The organism is Pseudarthrobacter sp. fls2-241-R2A-168 (assembly GCF_030209335.1).
Taxonomy (GTDB): domain Bacteria; phylum Actinomycetota; class Actinomycetes; order Actinomycetales; family Micrococcaceae; genus Arthrobacter.
In genome coordinates this window covers 104,043-124,282 of record NZ_JARVSG010000005.1, presented here as the reverse complement: position 1 = coordinate 124,282, position 20,240 = coordinate 104,043, and the positions used below count along the sequence as shown (strand labels likewise).

Sequence of the window (20,240 nt, the reverse complement as noted above, 5' to 3'; positions counted from 1 at the left end):
TGTCCTAAGACTCCAGCCGCCCAGGGCTAGCCCGGGAAGGTCACCGACACCGTAGTCCCGCCGCCCGGGGTGTCGCTGATGGAGAGCTCGCCGCCGTGTGCCTGGGCGATCCGGCGGCAGGTGGCCAGGCCCAGCCCTGTCCCGGGGCCGTCGCCGGGCCGGTTTAGCCGCACGAGTGGCTCCACGGCTTTACTCCGCTCGGCGGGCAGGATGCCCTTGCCGTTATCGGCCACGTAGACGGTGGTGCCGTGCGCGCCCGGCTCCGCCCTGACCGTGACCCGCAACGCCCTGGCGGGGCTCTGGTAATTCAACGAGTTTGCCAGCAGGTTCTGCAGCAGGGTCCGCAGCTGGGAGCGGTCTGCGAAGAGCTCGGCGTCCTCGCACAGGATGCCGCTGGCCAGGCCCAGGTCAAGACCCAGATCCTGGGCGGCCTCTGCCGACACCGCGAGTAAGGACAGCCGCTCCCGGTTGATGGTGCCGTCAGCCCGCGCGTAATCCAGAACGTCATCCAGCGTGACCAGCATGCGCCGCCCCCCGCTGCCGATATGTCCCAGGTACTCCGCGAACGGGTGGTCCGGCTGTATGTCCGGATCGTCCTCTGCCAGCTCCACGTAGCCAAGGATGGTGGTGAGCGGCGAACGGAGATCGTGGCTCACCCGTCCCGCGAACTCCGCCAGCATGGCGTTGCTGCGCTGCAGCTCGGCCAGGGCTTCGTCAAGCTGCAGCGTCCGGTGCTGGAGTTCAAGAAGCTCCACCACCTGCTGCGCCAGCACCTCCACCAGGCTGATTTGCTCAAGCGTGGGCAGTTCCGGCTCGTTGGAGAAGACGCACAGCGAACCCAGGACCAGTCCGGAGGAGGTCTTTAGCGGGACGGAGGCGTAGAAGCGGACGTCGGCTATCTCACCGGTCACAAACGGGTTGGCGGCGAACCTCGGGTCCTGCGAAGCGTCCCGGACCACAGTTGTCCCCCCGGTCAAAAAGACCGCGGCGCACATCGAGTCCTCGCGGGAGCAGATGCCGGGATCCATTCCGGAGGCGGCTATCTGCACCTGCTGCTCCGAGGTGATGATGTTGACCACGCTGAAGGGCACGCCGCACAACGATGCGGCCAGCCTCACCAGGTTGTCCAAGGCGCCCCTGGCCCCGGCGTCCTTCAGTACCGGCCTCTCACCGGCGTAGGCAGGTATCAGCCCATATTCCCGCAGGCCAAGCTCGCGTGCGGAATCCTGATCGGTCAGCGTTTGCATAGCCGTCCCGTCCGTATTCATTTAGTGTCCCCCCAGTAAAAACTGGTCGAGCCTGCGGCTCTCCCGCGATAATACCGGCTTGGCCTGACGCCTGTTGTAGTCTCTTGACACCACCGCCACGGTCCACTTGAATATTACGTATGCTGAAATAACAGTTCCATGATGCGGAAGCCTTGTTGGTATGCCCTGCGATCTACCAACGATCAGGTGCCGGAAGTCCGGCCTCCGCATAGCCGTCACCGTGGATGCCAGCATTTGTTACCTAGGAAGCAGCCAGCATGAAGCTTGCCGAATTCAACACTGCGGACCCTGCCAGGGCCGCGGAAACCCTCCGGCCCTGCATCGACGTCCAGCGCTGGGTGGACACCGTGGCCGCCGCCCGGCCCTTTAGTTCCAGGGAGGCGCTCCTGGCATTTGCCGCCGAAGCAGCCAACCCGTTCACGTCCGCCGAGGTGGAGTCCGCCATGGCCCACCACCCCCGGATTGGGGAGCGTCCGACGGCGGCCACCACCGAGGCGTCCATGTCCCGTTCGGAGCAGGCCGGCGTCGACCCCGCGGAAGCCGGGGTTGCCCAGGCTTTGGCGCAGGGCAACCGCGACTACGAGGAAAAGTTCGGCCGGGTCTTCCTGATCCGCGCCGCCGGACGCACCGCCCCCGAAATCCTGCAGGCCCTGAATGAACGGCTTGCCAACTCCCCGGCCGAAGAAGACAGCATCGTGGCACAGCAGCTGCGCGAGATCGCCGTTCTGCGGCTTGAAGGACTGATCACCGAATGAGCGTCTCCCACGTCACCACCCACATCCTCGACACAGGCGCCGGACGCCCGGCGGCGGGCGTCGCCGTCGTGCTTTACAAAAACGACGGCGGTACCTGGCAAAAGCTTGCCGACTCCACCACGGACGCGGACGGGCGGGCAAAGGACCTGGGGCCGGAGCAGCTGGAGGCTGGGCACTACAAGCTCAACTTCGCCACCGGCAGCTACTACGCCGGACTGCAGACCGCAACGTTCTTCCCCGAGGTTGACCTGGTGTTCGAAGTCACCGGCTCCGAGCACTATCACGTCCCGCTCCTGCTCAGCCCGTTCGCATACTCCACGTACCGCGGCAGCTGACCTCCCGTTGCCCTATCACTTATGGTCCCCATTCCGGGGTTTGGCAGCCGTAAGTGATAGGGCAACACGGAAATGTAGGCTTGATGCATGCCTTCTGAACAACCCGCCGCCGAGCGCCGCGAGGTCACTGTCCGCCGCGCACCCAAATATGTGCCGTTCCTGATCCTGGGCGCACTGGTGGGCATGGTGGTGGCGGCCGCGGTGGCCTACGGGCTCCCCGCCACCCCGGAGTTTGACCCCGCCTCGGTGTTCGGATTCTTCCTGGTGCTGTTCGCCGGCGCAGGCGCGATCCTGGGTGCCGCACTGGCCCTCATCCTGGACCGCCGCAGCGTCAAACGGCAGCAGCGGGCAGTGGTGGAAGCGGTTCCCGACTCCGAACCGGATTCGGACAACCTGCAGTAGCCCGGTCACAAACGGACGGCCGGAAAAGTCCTACCGCATATCGTGAGATAATCGACCAGTGGCACGCGGCGATGGAAAACTTTCTCATGATCTTCTCCCTGGCGAAAAAGGCCCGCAGGACGCCTGTGGCGTTTTCGGGGTCTGGGCACCAGGTGAAGAAGTAGCAAAACTTACCTATTACGGGCTGTATGCACTGCAGCACCGCGGTCAGGAGTCGGCTGGTATAGCCACCAGCGACGGCAAGCGGATCAACGTCTACAAGGACATGGGACTCGTCTCCCAGGTCTTCGACGAGACCACCCTGAACACCCTCACCGGGCATCTCGCCGTGGGCCACTGCCGCTACTCCACCACCGGAGCCAGCCACTGGGCCAATGCCCAGCCCACCCTCGGCGCCACCAGCACCGGCACCGTTGCCCTGGCGCACAACGGCAACCTCACCAACACCGCCGAACTCAACGCCATGATCCAGGAACGCAACGGCGGCCAGCTCACCGGTGAGATGAAGCAGGGCAACACCTCGGACACCGCCCTGGTCACGGCCCTGCTCGAAGGCGAAGAGGGCAAAACCCTCGAAGAGACGGCCATTGAGCTCCTGCCCAAGATCAAGGGCGGCTTCTGCTTCGTATTTATGGACGAAGGCACCCTCTACGCCGCCCGCGACACCTTCGGCATCCGCCCGCTGGTCCTGGGCCGGCTGGAACGCGGCTGGGTAGTGGCCTCCGAGCAGTCCGCACTCGCCACGGTGGGCGCCAGCTTCATCCGCGAGATCGAGCCCGGCGAATTCATCGCCATTGACGAGCAGGGCGTGCGGTCCCAGCGTTTCGCGGAGCCGACGCCGGCCGGTTGCGTTTTCGAGTACGTCTACCTTGCCCGCCCGGACGCCGCCATCGCCGGCCGCTCCGTGTACGAATCCCGCGTGGAGATGGGCCGCCAACTGGCCCGCGAAAACACCCAGGTAGCGGACATCGTGATCCCCGTTCCGGAATCCGGTACACCCGCCGCGGTGGGCTACGCCGAAGAATCCGGCATCCCGTTTGCCCATGGCTTCGTCAAGAACTCGTACGTGGGCCGTACCTTCATCCAGCCCTCGCAGACGCTCCGCCAGCTGGGCATCCGGCTCAAGCTCAACGCCCTGGAGTCCGTGATCCGCGGCAAGCGCGTGGTGGTGGTGGATGACTCGATCGTCCGCGGCAACACCCAGCGCGCCATCGTCCGGATGCTCCGCGAAGCCGGTGCCGCCGCGGTGCACGTCAAGATTTCCTCCCCGCCGGTGCAGTGGCCCTGCTTCTACGGCATCGACTTCGCCTCCCGTGCGGAGCTGATCGCCAACGGCGCCACCATCGAGGAAATTTCCCAGGCCATCGGCGCCGATTCGCTGGCCTACATCTCCGAGGACGGCATGATCGGCGCTACCCGGCAGCCGCGGGAGCGCCTCTGCACCGCATGCTTCACCGGCAAGTACCCCATCGAGCTTCCGGGCTCGGACAAGCTGGGCAAGAACCTCCTGGAGCGCACGGACCTCGGCGGCCTGAAGCCTTCGCCGTCGGCGCTCCCGGGCCAGACCGCGGCCCTTGCCGTGGACTCAGAAGAGGATCCGGCCGAGAAGTCCGGCGCCACCGGCTGCGATCCGGGGCCCGACTCCGAATTCGAGAATTTGCTGACCGAAGCCGACCTTGTGCCAGACGTGCACGCCGCCACCACCGGCGCTGACAAGAAAGAGTCCGTATGACTTCCGCTGCCCCCGCCCCCGGCAACACTTCCGGCATCACCTACGCCTCCGCAGGCGTTGACGTTGAAGCCGGCGACCGCGCCGTCGAGCTGATGAAGGATGCCGTCAAGGCAACCCACAACTCCTCGGTGATCGGCGGGGTGGGCGGCTTCGCCGGCCTCTACGACGTCTCCCGGCTCCTGACCTACAAGAAGCCGCTGCTGGCCACCTCCACCGACGGCGTGGGCACCAAGGTTGCCATCGCCCAGGCCATGGACATCCACGACACCATCGGGTTCGACCTGGTGGGCATGGTGGTGGACGACATCGTGGTGGTGGGCGCCGAGCCCTTGTACATGACTGACTACATTGCCTGCGGGAAGGTGGTGCCCGAGCGTATCGCCGATATCGTCCGCGGCATCGCCGCCGCCTGCTCCGTTGCCGGCACTGCGCTGGTGGGCGGCGAAACCGCCGAGCACCCCGGCCTGCTGGGTGAGCACGAGTACGACGTCGCGGGCGCAGCCACCGGAGTGGTCGAGGCCGATCAGCTCCTGGGCCCTGACCGCGTCCGCGCCGGAGATGTTGTGATTGGCATGGCCTCCTCCGGCCTGCACTCCAACGGCTACTCCCTGGTCCGCCGCGTGATCAACCACGCCGGCTGGGCCTTGGACCGCCAGGTGTCTGAGCTGGGCCGCACCCTGGGCGAGGAACTCCTCGAGCCCACCCGCGTCTACGCTGCGGACTGCCTGGACCTCGCCCGCGCCTTCCCCGTCGCCGGAACGTCCGCTGTGCACGGCTTCAGCCACGTCACGGGCGGTGGACTGGCCGCCAACCTGGCCCGCGTCCTCCCCCAGGGCCTGGTGGCCACCGTGGACCGCGCCACCTGGGAGCTGCCGGCCATCTTCAAGCTGGTGTCCGAGCTGGGCAATGTGCCGCTGGCAGACCTCGAGCGCACGCTGAACCTCGGCGTGGGCATGGTGGCCATTGTGTCCGCCGACGCCGCCGACGCCGCCGTGTCGCGCCTCAACGACCGGGGCCTGCCGTCCTGGATCATGGGCACCGTCACTGAGGACTCGGATGCCATCCTCAAGTCCGGCCCGGACTACGTGCAGGGCGCCAAGGGCGTGGACGGCGGCGCCGTCCGCCTGGTCAACGCCTACGCCTAGACATTTCACGGATGCCGGCGGTTGCTTCAAGCAGCCGCCGGCATTTTTGTGCCAGATTCGGTAATTGAGAATGCGCTTTTTGGTATGAACTCGCTCCCTGAGACAGCCGGTCCATGACCGCCCTCACCGCCCTCAGCGTTATGGAGCGGACAGCAACAAAACCGCGCCAGAGTTGGCACGCCGTCCTAGCGGCGGTAGTGCCGATCGGACTGGCCGGAACCGGTACCAATCACGGCATCAAGCAAGGGCTCAGAGTTACGCGGGTAAGCGTTGGCTGCTAAACCAATCATGAGAAATGTGAGATAAGACACTCCTATCCCTTGACTGCTAAGCATACTTACCTTTAGGCTCGAAGATATGGAAGGGCAGTACCGGAGTCGGTATGGGGGTTCTTCTCGAAGGACAGTGATAGGGCTCCTTCAACGGGCGATTTCGCCCAATATGCCGACCTTCGGCCTTCTCTTCACCGCAACCAGCGGAAGCTAAAAAACCACAAAATGTCCGTGTTCCTACACGGCTATGTTGCCGCGCCTTCTGCTCGGTTCAGCAGGTCGGAATGACTTGGGGAAGTGCGGACAAATCAAGGAGGCACCAAATGTCTGTTATGCGCAAAGTAGCTGCAGGAGCAGCCGGATCACTCATGCTTATCGGGGCCGTCGCTGTCCCCTCTGACGCAGCGAGGAACACCACCTTCCAAGACGGATTGGTTAATGTCAACGTGGGGGACGTGACCCTACTCAACGGCAACAACGTCCAAGTGGGGGTTGCGGCCGCCGTGGCAGCAGAAGTCTGCGGCGTTAATGTCGGCCCACTTGCACTTGGGATTCTCGGTCAGGCTGTCGCAGTGGACAACTCCGGCGTGACCAGGACCATCTGCCAAACGGATCAAGGACCGGTAACTATTAGCCAGTTGGCGCTTCAGTAACAACACGACCACAGGCGAAAGCGTGGAAGGCAGCGCCGCGGGACTTAATGTTCCGCGGCACTCGCGCGAAGCGCACAACAGAAAGTCCCGGTGGGCGCACTTGATACAGGTGCGCCCAACGGGACTTTTCTAATAACCATTCAAGTCCAGCACCTAAAGTGCTGTAACTGCGAAGACATAGCGACTGCTGCAGCGACTGGCCCTTGGACCATGTCAGCGACAACTAGCCGATGCGGCGGGTGTCTACCTCGTCGTCGTCTTCTTCCAAATCATCCGCGTACTTATCCACATAAGCCGAATAGTCCGGCTCTGCCGGCTCGTTCGCATAATGGCTCGTGGCACGACTGCTGGGGCCCGTCAGCTCACGCTGAAGTGCCGAGTAGTCAGTGTTCGGGGAGTAGTACTTGATATCCCGAGCCTGCTTTGTAGCTTTTGCCTTTTGACGGCCGCGCCCCATGGCGTGACCCCCTTTTGTACTTGGACCGGAGGTGGTCACCTTGGCGTAGGTGAGGCCCCGGAATGTTTGGTCAATTTGTCGTACACCTAGATTACATGCTTTCGAGGGCCCTCGCTTGCCAGGTGCGGCTCCAGGTGATGGATTGCATTACTATTCCCCGGCCCGGCCCGCAGGTTTCCAGCTTTTTTCTTCGATAGAGTCGGTTGCAGAACTGCTGAAACTGGCTGGCAAACCCGGCTGTCCGCGCGGAAAATATGCAGGAGGATGCACCCCTTGAACCACCCGGACGTCCCGCCCAAACCCAGCTCGCCGCCTACCGCAGGCCTCCCCCGCGTTCCTGCCGCAGAGTATGGCGTCCCGGCCGCGGAGCCGCCGGTACGGCACCCCAGCCAGGTTAACCACCCCCAAGGGCCGGACGAAGCCAGGAGGCAGGGGCGCCGGCGCACGCTCTGGAAGGCATTCTTCGCCGTCGTCCTGCTTGCGGTTATCGGATCGCTCGTGTGGCTCGCCCTGTGGCTGAACTCCAACGGGGATTCGGACGAGTCAAGCGGTGCTGTCCGCGGAGTGCTGGAAACCGCAGTCACTCCCCCGGCCACCCCGCTTCCCTTGCCGCGCGAAGTGGAACCACCCGCCTATGCGCTGGGCGACTGCTTCACGGATTTCCACCCGGAAGCCCTGAAATCCACGGTGGTGCCATGCGACACCAACCATTCCGCCCAACTGGTGGTGGTGTTCCGCTACCCCGAGGAAGGCGATTACCCCGGCGCGGAGGCCCTCAAGGCAAAAGCCCTGGAAGCTTGCCAGGCGGCAAAACTGGGCCCCGCCGCAGACCAGTTCACACTGAACTACGAGCGGAGCTTCCCCAGCTCCACCAGCTGGGACTCAGGGGACCGCAGGGTGGACTGCTACGTGACGTCCCCGGGCGGAAACAACGTGAACGCAAGCGTGCTGCCCTAGCACTTGAGAGCACCAGGGCAGCACGCTGCGGCCGCAGTACCTAGTCCTTCCGGCGGACTACCAGCCCGGTTCCCGGGACGGGACCGCCGCCGGGGCCGGACAGCGCCTCGAGCCCCTCGATGGTGAGCTCGTCCACGTCAGTTGCGGTGTCCACCAGGACAGTGTCCCCGTCGGCGATGTCGCCGGACAGGATGGCCTTAGCCAGCCGGTCGCCGATCTCCCGCTGGACCAGCCGGCGCAGCGGCCGGGCGCCGTAGGCGGAGTCGAAGCCGGACATTGCCAGCCAGGCGCGGGCGCCCTCGGTGACGTCCAGGGTGAGCCGGCGCTCGTGCAGCCGGCGGCCGAGCTCAGCCACCTGCAGTTCGACGATCCGGGCCAGTTCTTCCACGGACAGGGGATCGAACAGCACCACTTCATCCAGCCGGTTCAGGAACTCCGGCTTGAACGAGGCGTTGACGGTGGCCATGACCGCGTTCCGCTTGGCCTCCGCATCCAGTGACGGGTCCACCAGGAACTGGCTGCCCAGGTTGGACGTCAGCACCAGGATGGCGTTGCGGAAGTCCACGGTGCGGCCCTGGCCGTCGGTGAGGCGACCGTCGTCGAGCACCTGCAGGAGGATGTCGAAGACCTCGGGGTGGGCCTTCTCCACCTCGTCCAGCAGGATTACCGAGTAGGGGCGCCGGCGGACGGCTTCGGTGAGCTGGCCACCTTCCTCGTACCCCACATATCCCGGAGGCGCACCCACCAGCCGGGCCACCGAGTGCTTCTCTCCGTACTCGGACATATCGATCCGCACCATGGCGCGTTCGTCGTCGAACAGGAAGTCCGCCAGGGCCTTGGCCAGCTCGGTTTTACCCACGCCGGTGGGGCCCAGGAACAGGAACGAGCCGGTAGGCCGGTTGGGGTCGCTGATGCCCGCGCGGGCGCGCCGGACGGCGTCCGACACAGAGGTGACAGCCTTCTTCTGGCCGATCAGCCGCTTCCCCAGTTCCTCCTCCATGTGGAGCAGCTTCTGGCTTTCACCCTGCAGCATGCGGCCTGCGGGGATGCCGGTCCAGGCGGAGATCACCTCAGCTATATCGTCCGCGGTCACCTGTTCGGCCACCATCTGTGAGGATTTATCCGCGACGGCGGCCTCAGCCTCAGCGGCTGCGTTCAGTTCACGCTCCAGGGCCGGGATCTCGCCGTAGAGAATCCGCGACGCGGTCTCCAGGTCGCCTTCGCGCTGGGCCTTGTCCGCGGTGGAGCGGAGCTCATCCAGCTTTGCCTTCAGGTCGCCCACCCGGTTGAGGCCGGCCTTTTCGGCCTCCCAGCGGGCATTTAGGGCTGCGAGCTCCTCTTCCTTGTCCGCCTTATCCGCACGGAGCGCCGCGAGGCGTTCCACGGAGGCGGCGTCCGTCTCACCTTCCAGGGCCAGCTCCTCCATGGTGAGCCGGTCCACGGCGCGGCGGAGCTGGTCGATCTCTTCGGGGGCCGAGTCGATCTCCATCCGCAGCCGGGACGCGGCTTCATCCACCAGGTCGATGGCCTTGTCCGGCAGCTGGCGGCCCGAGATGTAGCGGTTGGAGAGGGTTGCGGCGGCAACCAGGGCAGAGTCGGCGATGGCCACCTTGTGGTGCGCCTCGTAGCGCTCCTTCAGGCCACGCAGGATGCCGATGGTGTCCTCGACGCTGGGCTCCCCCACGTACACCTGCTGGAAACGGCGCTCCAGGGCCGGGTCCTTCTCGATGTTCTCGCGGTACTCGTCCAGGGTGGTGGCGCCAATGAGCCGCAGCTCGCCGCGGGCCAGCATGGGCTTGAGCATGTTGCCGGCATCCATCGAGGAATCCCCGGTTGCCCCGGCACCCACCACCGTGTGGATCTCGTCGATGAAGGTGACGATCTGGCCCTCGGAGTTCTTGATCTCCTCCAAAACAGCCTTGAGGCGCTCCTCGAACTCCCCGCGGTACTTGGCGCCGGCCACCATGGACGCCAGGTCCAAGGCGATCAGGGTCTTGCCGCGCAGGCTTTCGGGAACGTCACCGGCCACGATCCGCTGGGCGAGGCCCTCAACAACAGCGGTCTTGCCCACGCCGGGCTCGCCGATGATCACCGGGTTGTTCTTGGTGCGGCGGCTCAGCACCTGGACGATCCGGCGGATTTCCGTGTCCCGGCCGATGACCGGGTCCAGCTTTCCCGCACGGGCCATGGCGGTGAGGTCGGTACCGAACTTCTCCAGCGACTGGAAGGTGTTCTCCGGGTCCTGGCTGGTGACCTTCCGGTCCCCGCGGACACCCGGCAGGGCGGCGAGCAGGGCCTCATGGGAGGCACCGGCGTCGCGCAGCAAACGCCCTGCCGCATCATTTCCGGCCGAGAGGCCCAGGAGAAGGACCTCAGTGGAGACGAAGGTATCGCCCAGCCGGTCCGCTTCCTCCTTGGCATTCTGGATGGCCTGCAGGGCCGGCCGGGAAAGCTGTGCCTGCTGGCTGGAACCGCCGGAGGTGGCCGGCAGGGCCTTGATGGCGCTGCTCGCCTGCACGCTGACGGCGTCCGGGTCTGCCCCGGTGGCACGCAGCAGCGCCACCGCCACGCCTTCGCGCTGGTCCATCAGCGCCTTGAGCAGATGGGCGGGTTCCACCTGGGGGTTGCCGATGGTGGAGGCGTTCATGGCCGCAGCCGAAAGAGCCTCCTGGCTCTTGGTAGTGAATTTGACGTCCAAAGAGAGCTCCTTTCGGGGATAATCCGATCTTAGGGTTGAGTCTACTACGCTCAACTTTGGTTGGGGTGCTTTTTATTTCCTGTTTGCCCACAGCGAACCACGCCATCAGGGTGCGGGAAATTTCGTTTCCATCGCGTCCGATTCCTCCTAGGATCGGCTTGTGACCGGGGCGAATGGTGCTGCCGGCGCACTGCAGACGGGACACGCAATGAAAAAGTTTGTTGCTCTCTATATCGCACCCCAATCAGCCCAGGCGCAGATGGCCGAAAGTACGCCGGAAGCGGCCCAGGAGGGAATGAAAGCCTGGATGAGTTGGGCCGAGCGGGCCGGCGACGGCATCGTGGACCTGGGAACACCGCTTGGGACCGGCAAGGAAATCAACGCAACCGGCTCGTCAGAAACCAATACGGGGGTGGGTGGCTACACCATCCTCCAGGCGGAGGATCTCGCCGGGGCCGAGGCACTGTTGGACGGGCATCCGCACCTCATGATGCCGGGCGCGAGTATCCAGGTGTACGAAACGCTCGACCTCCCGGGAATGTAGGCCGCCGCAGGCAGCACTTAGCCTGACCCACAAAGCAACCGGCGGGTGATTCCCCCCAGAAGCCGCCCGCCGGTTGCTTTGTCCGCCCTTTGCCGAGTTTACCCGGCATTTGTGATGCCTGTCACCGATGTGACTGAATTTGTAATGCTCCCGGCAGCAGCCCTAGGCCGGGTACACCACCACCGATGTCGCTTTCACCACGAAGTGCACTTGCAGGCCGGGGACCAGTCCCAAGTCGGCGGAAGCAGCGGGAGTGATGTCCGCCGCGAGGCTTCCGGCCCTGACCCGGATGAAGTCGCCGTGCGGTTCGAGGTCGGTAATGGCAACCTCAAACGAATTGCGCGGGCTGCCGTGCGCGTCGTCGAGAAACACGGAAACGGCCGACGGCGGGAATACAGCAACCGCCGACCTGTCGCCTTCCGGCGCGGCAGGGTACCCGTCCCCGCCCCGGCCTTCCGGGCGCCGGTCATCGGCGTACCCGTCCTCCAGGTGGCCGGCAACGGTCCAGCCCTCGGCGGTCCTGATCCCGTCTCCGGCCAAGGTTCCGGCCAGCAGGTTCAGGCCTGCCAGCCCTGCCGCGAATGGACTGCGCGGCCGTTGGAGGACTGCGCGGGTGGGGCCTTCTTCTGAAATCCCGCCGTTCTCGAGGATGACAACCCGGTCCGCCAGCATCAGTGCGTCCAGGACGTCGTGGGTAATGATGATGGCCTGCCGTCCGGCCAGGACCCGCTTAAGCAGGCGGCGCAGCAGGGGTGCCGAGTGGATGTCCAGCGCCGCCATGGGCTCGTCGAGGAGAAGAAGCCCGGGGTCCGCGGCGAGCGCCCGGGCAACGGCAACACGTTGTGCCTGCCCGCCGGACAGCTCCGCCGGGCGCCTGGCCTGGAGATCCAGCGCTTCCACCTCGGCGAGCCAGTGCAGCGCCTCCGCCTTGGCCTGCTTCCTGGACACACCGGCGCTGCGAGGCCCGAAAGCCACGTTCTCCAGTGCGTTCAGATGAGGGAACAGCAGTGGTTCCTGGGCGAGCAGCGCGGTGCCGCGGTGGTGGGGCGGCGTCCACGTGCCCCGGCCGGCCGAGAGCTCGAACAGTGTGCGGCCGTTAAGCTCCGCCCGGCCGGTGTCTGGCTTCAGCAGGCCCGCGATGACGGACAGCAGCGTCGATTTGCCGGCCCCGTTCGGGCCCATGACGGCTACCGTTTCCGTGGGTCCCAGCCTCAGTGCCACGTCGAACCCCCTGCCGGCCACGGCTGCCTCAAGCGCGAATGTCACAGGACGTCCCTGCCCGCTGCGGCAGCCGGCGTCGTCCGTTGCTTCCAAAAGGCCATCCCCGCGCCTGCAGGCCGCCGGTAAGCAAGTGCCACGACGGCGACTGCCACGGCCACCAAGACGAGGGAAAGTGCGACGGCGGCGTCCGGGTCTGTTTCACGCTCCAGGTAGATTTCCAGCGGCAGGGTCCGGGTCACCCCCTGCAGGCTGCCTGCGAACGTGAGCGTGGCACCAAATTCCCCCAGGCTGCGGGCAAAGGACAGTACGGCGCCGGAGGCCAGCCCGGGCAGCACCAAGGGCAGCGTGACGCTCCGGAAGACGCGGCCGGGAGAGGCGCCCAGGGTTGCCGCCACCGCTTCGTAACGCTCACCGCCCGTCCGCAACGCACCCTCCAGGCTGACCACGAGGAACGGCAAGGCAACAAACGTCTGGGCAAGGACCACAGCGGTGGTGGAGAAGGCGATCTGCAGGCCCAGGACTTCCAGGGTCCGGCCGAGGAGGCCTTGCCGGCCAAACGTGTAGAGAAGCGCAATGCCGCCCACCACCGGCGGCAGCACCAGCGGGAGCAGCACCAGCGAGCGCAGGAGCCCCTGCAGCCGGAACCTCCCGCGGGCCAGGACCAGGGCCAGCGGCACACCCAGGACGATGCACAGAATCGTGCTTGCCGCGGATGTCCGCAGACTCAGGCCCAGAGCGGAGACGGCCGATTCGGAGGTGACCAGGGGAAGGAAGTTTGCCCAATTCACCCTGGCCACCATGGCGAACAGCGGCAGGATCACCACCGTTGCGGCCAGCACCGCCACCACGTAGGTCCAGCGGGGAACGCCGCGGTAGGCGTGGCTCACGTTGTGCCGCTCACTGCCGGCCGCCGCCGAAACCGGCATCTGCCAGCACTTGCTGGCCCTCCGGGCCGGTCACGAGGTCCAGGAAGGCCTGCGCGGCCGCACCGTTCCGGCTGCCGGCCAGCGCGGCGATGGGGTAGCTGTTGACGGCAGCAGCGGCTTCGGGAAAGGCAACCCCTTCCACTTTTCCTGCTGCAGACTTGACGTCGGTGACGTAGACCAGCCCGGCGTCCGCTTCCCCGGAGACCACCTTGCCGAGTACATCCGTCACCGAATTTTCCTCGCTTACCGGGCTCAGGTGCGTTCCTGTCTGCTGTTCGGCGGCGGTGGCGGCTGCGCCACAGGGGACCTGCGGAGCACACTGGACCAGCCGGGTTCCCGGTTTCGCCAGGTCGGCGAAGGAACGGATGCCTGCGGGGTTGCCTCGCGGGACGGCGATGGCCAGGGTGTTCGTGGCGAAGATACGGGGATCGCCGTCCACCAGCCCGGCCTGCTGCAGCTTGTCCATGTTCTTCGTGTCCGCCGAGGCGAAGACGTCTGCAGGCGCACCCTGGCTGATCTGGGTGGCCAGGTCTGCGGAACCGGCGAAGCTGAGCGTGACGCTGCTGCCGGGGTGCTCGGCTTCGTACGCCTTGGCCAGCTCGGTAAAACTGTTTTTGAGGGAAGCTGCGGCAAAAACTGTCAGGGCTTCCCCACCGCTGCTCCCGGCGGATGAACCCGCAGCGGACGCATCACCGGAAGGCGAACCAGCGCCCGTGGAGCAACCGGCGAGCGCCATCAAGACAATGGCCGCCAGCAGCCCGGTCAGTCCTTTCATAGTGCTCTCCCCTGCGGCGTTTCGATGATCACCGTGGTGGCCTTGACCACAGCGGTGGCCACCGACCCCAGTTCCAGCCCGAGGTCCCGGACTGCCTCGCTGCTCATCAGGGACACCACCCGGAAGGGCCCGCACTGGAGCTCCACCTGGGCCATGACCTTGTCCGCGGTTATGCCGGTCACCAGGCCCACAAACCGGTTCCGTGCCGAGCTGCCGGTCCGGTGCGGATCTTCGGGCAGCTGGGCAAGCTTCTGCGCATGCCGGGCGAGCTCCAGGCCGTCCACGGCAAGGCGGCCGCCCGGGTCCTTCACCGGCGTCAGTGACCCGTTGTCCATCCAGCGGCGCACTGTATCGTCGCTGACGCCCAGGAACCGGGCGGCTTCGGAAACGCGGATGATTGTCATTTCATCATTGTAGGGCGCATTTGCGGTGCTTCTCCTAGTTTCACTCCGTATTTCCGGGCCCGCCTTCCACCTCGCGCCGCTTGCTGGAGGGACAGCACTAGACTTCCTCCATGGCCGTCTACATCGATCCGCCGCTCTGGCCTGCCCACGGAACGCACTTTTCGCACCTGGTGTCGGACTCGTCGCTGGAGGAGCTGCACGATTTCGCCGCCGCAGCGGGTATCCCGGAGCGGGCCTTCGACGGCGACCACTATGACGTGGCGGAACGCCGTTACGATGACCTGGTGGCAGCCGGAGCGGTTGCCGTCGAGGCCCGGGTCCTGGTCCGCAAGCTGATCGCCAGCGGCCTTCGCATCCCGGCCCGCCAGCGGAACAAGTCGCTCAAAGTGCCGCTGTTCAACCGGTGGGATGCCATCATGCCGGGCCACGACGCGCTCTTCCTGGACCTCCTGGACCGCTGGAGTGAACCCCACCGCAAGTACCACGGCTGCACGCACCTGCTTTCTGTGCTGGAAGCCCTCGACCTGCTGACGGATCCCGCCGATCCGCCGCGCACCGTGCTGCTCGCAGCCTGGTTCCATGATGCCGTTTACCGTGGTGTGGCCGGCCAGGATGAAGAGGAATCGGCCTGCCTCGCGGAGGAGCGGCTGGACGCTGCGGGCCTGCCGGAGGGTGAGGCCGCCGAGGTGGCACGGCTGGTGCGGCTGACGTCGGACCACCGCCCCGGGCCAGGCGACCACGACGGCGCCCTCCTCTGCGACGCGGATCTTTCCGTCCTCGGCGGGGAACCAGACGAGTATGCCCGCTACGTGGCGGACGTCCGCCAGGATTACGCGCACATCGGCGACGCCGACTTCGCGGCCGGACGCGCCGCCGTCGTCCGCCAGCTGCTGGAACTTGACCCCCTCTTCCACACACAGCGGGCGAAAGAGCTGTGGCTGGACACTGCGCACCGGAACCTGATGGGGGAGCTCGCGTGAACGCGCCCACCTCCAACCCCCGCCACACAGTCACCGCGAGTGCCGCCCACCGGCAGCTGGCCTATACAGTCCGGCTGGAATGGGGGCTCGACGGCGCCAGGACAGTCACGTCCGGGGCGGACCTTGCCGTGGTGGTGGACGTCCTGTCCTTCAGCACGTGCGTCAGTGTGGCCCTGGACCGGGGCGCCGACATCTTCCCCTTTCCCTGGAAGGACACCCGGGCGGAGGACTTCGCCGCCCACCACCATGCGCAGCTGGCAGGGCCCCGCAACGGCGGCGGGCTCAGCCTGTCCCCCGCCAGCATCCGGTCCGCGGAATCCCTGGAGCGTGTGGTACTCCCATCGCCGAACGGGTCCGCCCTCTGCCACGAACTGGCCGGTGAAGTCCCGCTGGTGGCCGCCGTGTGCCTGCGCAATGCAGGGGCAACGGCAGACTGGGTGGCCGCCCATCTGCCGCCCGACGCGGTGATCGCCGTGGTGGCTGCCGGCGAACGATGGCCGGACGGCACCCTCCGTCCCGCCGTGGAGGACCAGATCGGGGCGGGAGCATTTATCGCCGGCCTCGCCGCTGCGGGCAAGGGCGGTTACGAGGCTGACGTTGGCCGGCACGGCTACTCGCCGGAAGCCCTCGCGGCAGCGGCGGTGTTCGAGGCCGCAGAGCCGCGCCTGCGGGAGATGCTGCAGGGATGCGCCAGCGGACTTGAATTGTCCGGCGCGGGCTACGCGGCCGACGTCGATATCGCCGCCGAGCTGGACGGCAGTGATGCGGTGGCCATTTTGGCGGGCGGGTTTTTCAGCCCGCGCTGAGGGTTCGCCGGGTTAGCCTGCCCGCTAAGGCTCTACTTCGGGCTGGGGCGGGACCCTTTACGGCTCCTGTCCCCGGATGCAACACTGCTCCGATGACCCTGCGTATCCAAGCCATCAGCATTGATTCCACCGACCCGAAGGTGCCCGCGGATTTCTGGGAAAAAGCTCTCGGGTGGCGCCGCACCTATGAGGCGGACGACGAGATTGTGCTGGAACCACCGGCAGGCAGCCCTGAAGACGGCGTGTCCCCTGACCTGCTCTTCCTCAAAGTGCCCGAGCGGAAGGAACTCAAGAACAGGGTCCACCTGGACCTGCGGCCCAAAGACCGTGACGCGGAGGTGGCGCGGCTGGAAGCCCTTGGCGCCAGGCGCGTTTCCGTTGGCCAGGGCCCGGACGTCACCTGGGTGGTGATGGCGGACCCGGACGGGAACGAGTTCTGCATACTGCGCGCACTGCGTCCCGACGAAGCGGCGGGCTGACCGCCAGGACGCGTCCTTTGAACCTGGAACCGTCCCTACCGGTACGTCGCCACAAACGGCGCGCTGGTGGGGACGATCTGTTTGCCCAGCGGCATCAGTGACACCGGGATGAGCTTCAGGTTGGCTATGGCCAGCGGGATGCCGATGATGGTCACAGCCATGGCGAACGCGGTAACCACGTGGCCGATGGCGATCCAGATTCCGGCCACCAGCAGCCAGATGACGTTGCCCAGCAGCGAGAACACCCCGGTGCCGCCAGGCTTGTCCACCACCATCCGGCCGAAGGGCCACAGCGTGTACGCCGCGATCCTGAACGAGGCGATGCCCCACGGGATGGTGACGATCAGCACGCAGCAGATCACACCGGCGGCGAAATAACCGAGCGCGAGCCAGAAACCGCCGAAAACCAGCCAGATGATGTTGAGGAGTGTCTTCATCCACCCATTGTGCCCCGGAGGGTCTGACAAAAGGATGGGGGCCTGCCCTGACTGGCCCCTGAACTCCCGCCGGACGGGGTGAACTAAGCTTGACCGGGCGGGCTAAGCCTTGACCGGGGCAGCACCCTTTGCAGCCTGGACAAACGCGCGGATCTTGGCCAGGTCCTTGACGCCTCGGGACGCTTCAACACCGGAGGACACGTCTACGCCCCAGGCATGGGCTGCTGTTGAGGCGCTGCCCACGTTGACCGGGTCCAGTCCCCCGGCCAGGAGCCAGTGGCGGCCTTGGAGGACAGGCATCGCGGCCACGGAGGCATAGTCCCAGGCCTCACCCGAGCCGGGCACCGCGGCGTCGATCAGCAGCAGGTCCTCGCCCCAGTCCTCAAACTCCTCTGCAGCGGCACCCGTGGTGACTGCCCTGATCAGCTTCATCCCGGCGTCGTGCACCATGGCCACGTCCTCGCGGGACCGCGTGCCGTGCAGCTGGATCCATTCCAGCCCGGCGGCGCGGGCAATGGCGACTGCGTCTGCCACCGGCTCGTGGCGGAACACGCCGATGGGCGAAACCCCGGAGGGGACGTGCGCCAACAAAGAGTGCGCCTGTGACGGCGACACCACGCGGGGGCTCGCGGTCAGGACGAAACCGACGGCGTCAGCCCCGGCATCAACTGCTTCGCGGACTGATTCAGGCGTGCTGAGACCACACACTTTGACGAACATTCCCGGCTCCTTCAGGCTGTTTTCGTGTTGTCCCCCCGGAGGAGAGTAGCAGGGAAGGGGCCAACCCGCGACGCCGGGATGTCCGGCCGGGAACTAGGCTGGGCCCATGGAGATTATCCGCTTTGCAAGCCTCAAGCCCGAGCCCTGGCGTAATGGTGGCGGCATCACGCGCCAACTGGCCAGCCACCCCGGGGACGGAGCGGCAAAGGACGGCGGCTGGGACTGGCGGGTCAGCATCGCGGACGTCAGCAAGGCCGGCGATTTCTCCCCTTTTCCCGGGATGGAGCGGGTGCTGACTGTTGTGGAGGGTGAGCTCCTGCTGCTGACCGTGGACGGGGCCGAACGCCCGCTGGAGAAGTACCGTCCCTTCCGCTTCCCGGGCGGGGCGGCCACACAGGCGAAGCTCCCCACGGGGGATATCCGGGACCTCAACGTCATTACACGCGCCGGACGTTTCAAGGGCTACACGTCCATCATCGAACTCTCGAAGAAGCGCGCGAAGCCTCTTTTTGAAGGCTCGTTCGGGATCCTGCTGCAGGGCCAGGCCACTGTTGCCGTGGGGACGGAAGAACCAGAGCCCTTGGGGCGGTACGACGCCGTGGTGGGTTCCGACGTCGACACCCCGGACGTTCTGGGCCGCGGCTTCCTGGCCGTCGTGTCAATCGACCCCGTGGAGGATGAACCCGGCGGCGTGGAGTAGGCCAGCCTCGCCTTCCAGTAGCAGAGCTTTCCACACTGGTCACTGGCTCCGGCCGTCCCTAGACTCGGGCTATGACCACATCATCGTTCAATGCGCTCCTGTCCACCCAGATCGGCAACGAATTCACGGCATCGCAGCAGTACATTGCGGTGGCCACCTGGTTCGCCAACCAGGACCTCCCACAACTGGCCCGCTACTTCTTCCGGCAGTCGGTGGAGGAGCGGAACCACGCCATGATGATGGTGCAGTACATGCTGGACCGGGACATTGAGTTCACCATTCCCGGAGTTCCTGCCGTGCGCAACGACTTCGCGTCGGTCACCGAGCCCCTTGCCCTTGCGCTGCAGCAGGAAAAGGAAGTCACCAAAAACATTGAGGACCTGTTCCGGGCTGCCCGCGGTGAAAACGATGCCCTGGGCGAGCAGTTTATGCTCTGGTTCCTGAAGGAGCAGGTGGAGGAAGTGGCCTCCATGACCACGCTCCTGAACATCGCCGAGCGCGCGGACAACCTGTTCGATATCGAGAACTTCATCGCCCGCGAAACCGTGGGCGACGGCGGCCGCGACGCCGCTGCCCCCGTAGCTGCCGGCGGCACCCTCTAACGTCCTCCCGGCGCCGGGTGCCGCATGGTGGTGAGGTTGGGCACCATAGGTGGCCGCCCGGCGTCGGGCGTTGCTACGCTTGAAGCCAAGGCTCCGTGAGGGAGCCTCCGGACGACGGTTCAGTACCCGGCACGCGACAAGACTGGCCAAAGGATCTGTCATGTCGTGGTTAATTCTTCTTTTATCCGGCGCCCTTGAAGCCGTGTGGGCCGCAGCCCTGCACCGCACCTTCCAGGCTTCCGGCCGCCGCCGGCTTGCCCCCGCAGCGCTGTTCCTGGTCTCCGTCGCGGCCAGCACCGGCGGCCTGGCCATCGCCATGCAGTCCATCCCCACCGGCACCGCGTACGCCGTCTGGGTGGGCGTGGGCGTGGTGCTGACCTCCGCCTACGCCATCGCCACCAAAGTGGAGCGTCCGACGGCCGCACGCCTCCTCCTGCTGTCCGGCATCGCCGTGTGCGTGGTCGGCCTGAAGGTGGTGGCGTGATGTTGAAGCGTTCAATCCCCTGGCTGGTGCTCCTGGCATCTGCCGTCCTCGAAGCAGTGTGGGCCACAGCCCTTGGACTGTCCGACGGCTTCAGCAGGCCACTCCCCACCCTGGTTTTCGCCGTGACGGCAACCCTCAGCATGCTTGGCCTGGGCATGGCCATCCGCCACATCCCGCTGGGCACCGCGTATGCAGTGTGGGTGGGGATTGGGGCGGCGCTGACCGTGGGCTGGGCAATGGCAAGCGGCGTGGAGCCCTTCAGTGTGGTGAAAGTTGTCTTTATCGCCGGGATCGTGGGCTGTGCGGCCGGGCTCAAGGCACTGCCGTCAGGCACAGCGGCCCGGAGGCCCGAAGCGGCATCCCCTTCCCGCCGCTGAGTCTTCCCACCTTGCTGAGTCTCCCCACCTTTCAGGGCTGCCGACGGCGTGTCCCGGCAAATCGCCGTCGGCCGCGCCTTACCGGAAAGCAAAAGGTGCGGAGGCTCAGCG

General features: G+C 66.1%; 24 protein-coding genes and 1 riboswitch. Of the genes, 15 read left to right on the top strand and 9 right to left on the bottom strand.

What is annotated here, in order from left to right:
• Window positions 1–26: 26 nt before the first annotated feature.
• Complete coding sequence (locus QRN11_RS04765; RefSeq protein WP_285250084.1) at window positions 27–1,247, bottom strand: GAF domain-containing sensor histidine kinase; 1,221 nt, start codon at window positions 1,245–1,247, stop codon at window positions 27–29.
• 278 nt (window positions 1,248–1,525) lie between these two features.
• Here QRN11_RS04765 and uraD point away from each other — a divergent pair, with 278 nt between their 5' ends.
• The 6 genes from uraD (at window position 1,526) to QRN11_RS04735 (ending at window position 6,562) form a co-directional block, all read left to right on the top strand.
• Entirely contained in the window at window positions 1,526–2,023 is a 498-nt protein-coding gene (gene uraD / locus QRN11_RS04760) for a 2-oxo-4-hydroxy-4-carboxy-5-ureidoimidazoline decarboxylase (protein WP_285250083.1), read from the top strand.
• Window positions 2,020–2,358: a hydroxyisourate hydrolase gene (gene uraH, locus QRN11_RS04755; protein ID WP_285250082.1), complete on the top strand. Its 339-nt coding sequence runs from the start codon at window positions 2,020–2,022 to the stop codon at window positions 2,356–2,358. Before uraD ends, uraH begins: the two co-directional genes overlap by 4 nt.
• 87 nt (window positions 2,359–2,445) lie before the next feature.
• On the top strand, window positions 2,446–2,760 hold the full coding sequence (locus QRN11_RS04750) for a hypothetical protein (protein WP_285250081.1): 315 nt from the start codon (window positions 2,446–2,448) through the stop codon (window positions 2,758–2,760).
• A 58-nt stretch (window positions 2,761–2,818) separates the two neighbouring features.
• The gene (gene purF / locus QRN11_RS04745; RefSeq protein WP_091424475.1) at window positions 2,819–4,492 is read left to right on the top strand and encodes an amidophosphoribosyltransferase; all 1,674 of its coding nucleotides are present in this window, start codon (window positions 2,819–2,821) and stop codon (window positions 4,490–4,492) included.
• Window positions 4,489–5,637, top strand: a complete 1,149-nt coding sequence (gene purM, locus QRN11_RS04740) for a phosphoribosylformylglycinamidine cyclo-ligase (RefSeq protein ID WP_285250080.1) — start codon at window positions 4,489–4,491, stop codon at window positions 5,635–5,637. Before purF ends, purM begins: the two co-directional genes overlap by 4 nt.
• A gap of 595 nt (window positions 5,638–6,232) precedes the next feature.
• Window positions 6,233–6,562: a hypothetical protein gene (locus tag QRN11_RS04735; protein WP_285250079.1), complete on the top strand. Its 330-nt coding sequence runs from the start codon at window positions 6,233–6,235 to the stop codon at window positions 6,560–6,562.
• Between the two features lie 223 nt (window positions 6,563–6,785).
• On the opposite strand, the gene QRN11_RS04730 is transcribed toward QRN11_RS04735, so the two are convergent.
• Window positions 6,786–7,019, bottom strand: a complete 234-nt coding sequence (locus tag QRN11_RS04730) for a DUF3073 domain-containing protein (RefSeq protein WP_091424482.1) — start codon at window positions 7,017–7,019, stop codon at window positions 6,786–6,788.
• A gap of 264 nt (window positions 7,020–7,283) precedes the next feature.
• Between QRN11_RS04730 and QRN11_RS04725 the strand changes: the two genes are divergently transcribed.
• Entirely contained in the window at window positions 7,284–7,976 is a 693-nt protein-coding gene (locus QRN11_RS04725) for a septum formation family protein (protein WP_285250078.1), read from the top strand.
• Window positions 7,977–8,016: 40 nt separating this feature from the next.
• Here the strand turns inward: QRN11_RS04725 and clpB are convergent, their stop codons facing one another.
• Entirely contained in the window at window positions 8,017–10,674 is a 2,658-nt protein-coding gene (clpB, locus tag QRN11_RS04720; protein WP_142064681.1) for an ATP-dependent chaperone ClpB, read from the bottom strand.
• 160 nt (window positions 10,675–10,834) lie between these two features.
• Between clpB and QRN11_RS04715 the strand changes: the two genes are divergently transcribed.
• Complete coding sequence (locus QRN11_RS04715) at window positions 10,835–11,218, top strand: YciI family protein (protein ID WP_142064677.1); 384 nt, start codon at window positions 10,835–10,837, stop codon at window positions 11,216–11,218.
• A 162-nt stretch (window positions 11,219–11,380) separates the two neighbouring features.
• On the opposite strand, the gene QRN11_RS04710 is transcribed toward QRN11_RS04715, so the two are convergent.
• From QRN11_RS04710 to QRN11_RS04695, 4 genes are read right to left on the bottom strand one after another with little or no spacing between them, the layout of a single operon-like run.
• On the bottom strand, window positions 11,381–12,484 hold the full coding sequence (locus tag QRN11_RS04710) for a sulfate/molybdate ABC transporter ATP-binding protein (RefSeq protein WP_285250077.1): 1,104 nt from the start codon (window positions 12,482–12,484) through the stop codon (window positions 11,381–11,383).
• Window positions 12,481–13,365 (bottom strand): ABC transporter permease, encoded by an 885-nt coding sequence (locus QRN11_RS04705; protein ID WP_285250076.1) that lies wholly within the window; start codon window positions 13,363–13,365, stop codon window positions 12,481–12,483. The genes QRN11_RS04710 and QRN11_RS04705 overlap by 4 nt, the downstream gene beginning before the upstream one ends.
• Window positions 13,337–14,140 carry a molybdate ABC transporter substrate-binding protein gene (gene modA / locus QRN11_RS04700; protein ID WP_285250075.1) on the bottom strand — a complete coding sequence of 268 codons (804 nt, stop codon included), beginning with the start codon at window positions 14,138–14,140 and terminating at the stop codon, window positions 13,337–13,339. The genes QRN11_RS04705 and modA overlap by 29 nt, the downstream gene beginning before the upstream one ends.
• Entirely contained in the window at window positions 14,137–14,544 is a 408-nt protein-coding gene (locus QRN11_RS04695; RefSeq protein WP_142064665.1) for a TOBE domain-containing protein, read from the bottom strand. Before QRN11_RS04695 ends, modA begins: the two co-directional genes overlap by 4 nt.
• 110 nt (window positions 14,545–14,654) lie before the next feature.
• Between QRN11_RS04695 and QRN11_RS04690 the strand changes: the two genes are divergently transcribed.
• The 3 genes from QRN11_RS04690 to QRN11_RS04680 all read left to right on the top strand — a co-directional run bounded on the left by QRN11_RS04690 (window position 14,655) and on the right by QRN11_RS04680 (window position 16,809).
• Window positions 14,655–15,524: a DUF4031 domain-containing protein gene (locus QRN11_RS04690; RefSeq protein WP_285250074.1), complete on the top strand. Its 870-nt coding sequence runs from the start codon at window positions 14,655–14,657 to the stop codon at window positions 15,522–15,524.
• Complete coding sequence (locus tag QRN11_RS04685) at window positions 15,521–16,330, top strand: 2-phosphosulfolactate phosphatase (protein ID WP_142064659.1); 810 nt, start codon at window positions 15,521–15,523, stop codon at window positions 16,328–16,330. The genes QRN11_RS04690 and QRN11_RS04685 overlap by 4 nt, the downstream gene beginning before the upstream one ends.
• A gap of 92 nt (window positions 16,331–16,422) precedes the next feature.
• Window positions 16,423–16,809, top strand: coding sequence for a VOC family protein (locus QRN11_RS04680; RefSeq protein ID WP_091423393.1), 387 nt, complete (start codon window positions 16,423–16,425; stop codon window positions 16,807–16,809).
• 35 nt (window positions 16,810–16,844) lie between these two features.
• Here QRN11_RS04680 and QRN11_RS04675 read toward each other — a convergent pair whose 3' ends face one another.
• Both QRN11_RS04675 and QRN11_RS04670 read right to left on the bottom strand, forming a co-directional pair.
• Entirely contained in the window at window positions 16,845–17,246 is a 402-nt protein-coding gene (locus QRN11_RS04675) for a YccF domain-containing protein (protein ID WP_285250073.1), read from the bottom strand.
• A gap of 102 nt (window positions 17,247–17,348) precedes the next feature.
• The gene (locus tag QRN11_RS04670; protein ID WP_285250072.1) at window positions 17,349–17,966 is read right to left on the bottom strand and encodes a phosphoribosylanthranilate isomerase; all 618 of its coding nucleotides are present in this window, start codon (window positions 17,964–17,966) and stop codon (window positions 17,349–17,351) included.
• A 106-nt stretch (window positions 17,967–18,072) separates the two neighbouring features.
• Between QRN11_RS04670 and QRN11_RS04665 the strand changes: the two genes are divergently transcribed.
• From QRN11_RS04665 to QRN11_RS04650, 4 genes are all read left to right on the top strand, one after another.
• Entirely contained in the window at window positions 18,073–18,666 is a 594-nt protein-coding gene (locus QRN11_RS04665; RefSeq protein ID WP_285250071.1) for a HutD/Ves family protein, read from the top strand.
• 71 nt (window positions 18,667–18,737) lie between these two features.
• A complete protein-coding gene (locus QRN11_RS04660) occupies window positions 18,738–19,268 on the top strand; it encodes a ferritin (RefSeq protein ID WP_091423384.1) in 531 nt (176 codons plus the stop codon).
• A gap of 85 nt (window positions 19,269–19,353) precedes the next feature.
• A riboswitch (guanidine-III (ykkC-III) riboswitch) is annotated at window positions 19,354–19,419 on the top strand.
• A 9-nt stretch (window positions 19,420–19,428) separates the two neighbouring features.
• The gene (locus QRN11_RS04655) at window positions 19,429–19,752 is read left to right on the top strand and encodes a DMT family transporter (RefSeq protein ID WP_285250070.1); all 324 of its coding nucleotides are present in this window, start codon (window positions 19,429–19,431) and stop codon (window positions 19,750–19,752) included.
• Complete coding sequence (locus tag QRN11_RS04650) at window positions 19,752–20,129, top strand: DMT family transporter (protein WP_285250069.1); 378 nt, start codon at window positions 19,752–19,754, stop codon at window positions 20,127–20,129. The genes QRN11_RS04655 and QRN11_RS04650 overlap by 1 nt, the downstream gene beginning before the upstream one ends.
• The last annotated feature ends 111 nt before the right edge of the window (window positions 20,130–20,240 follow it).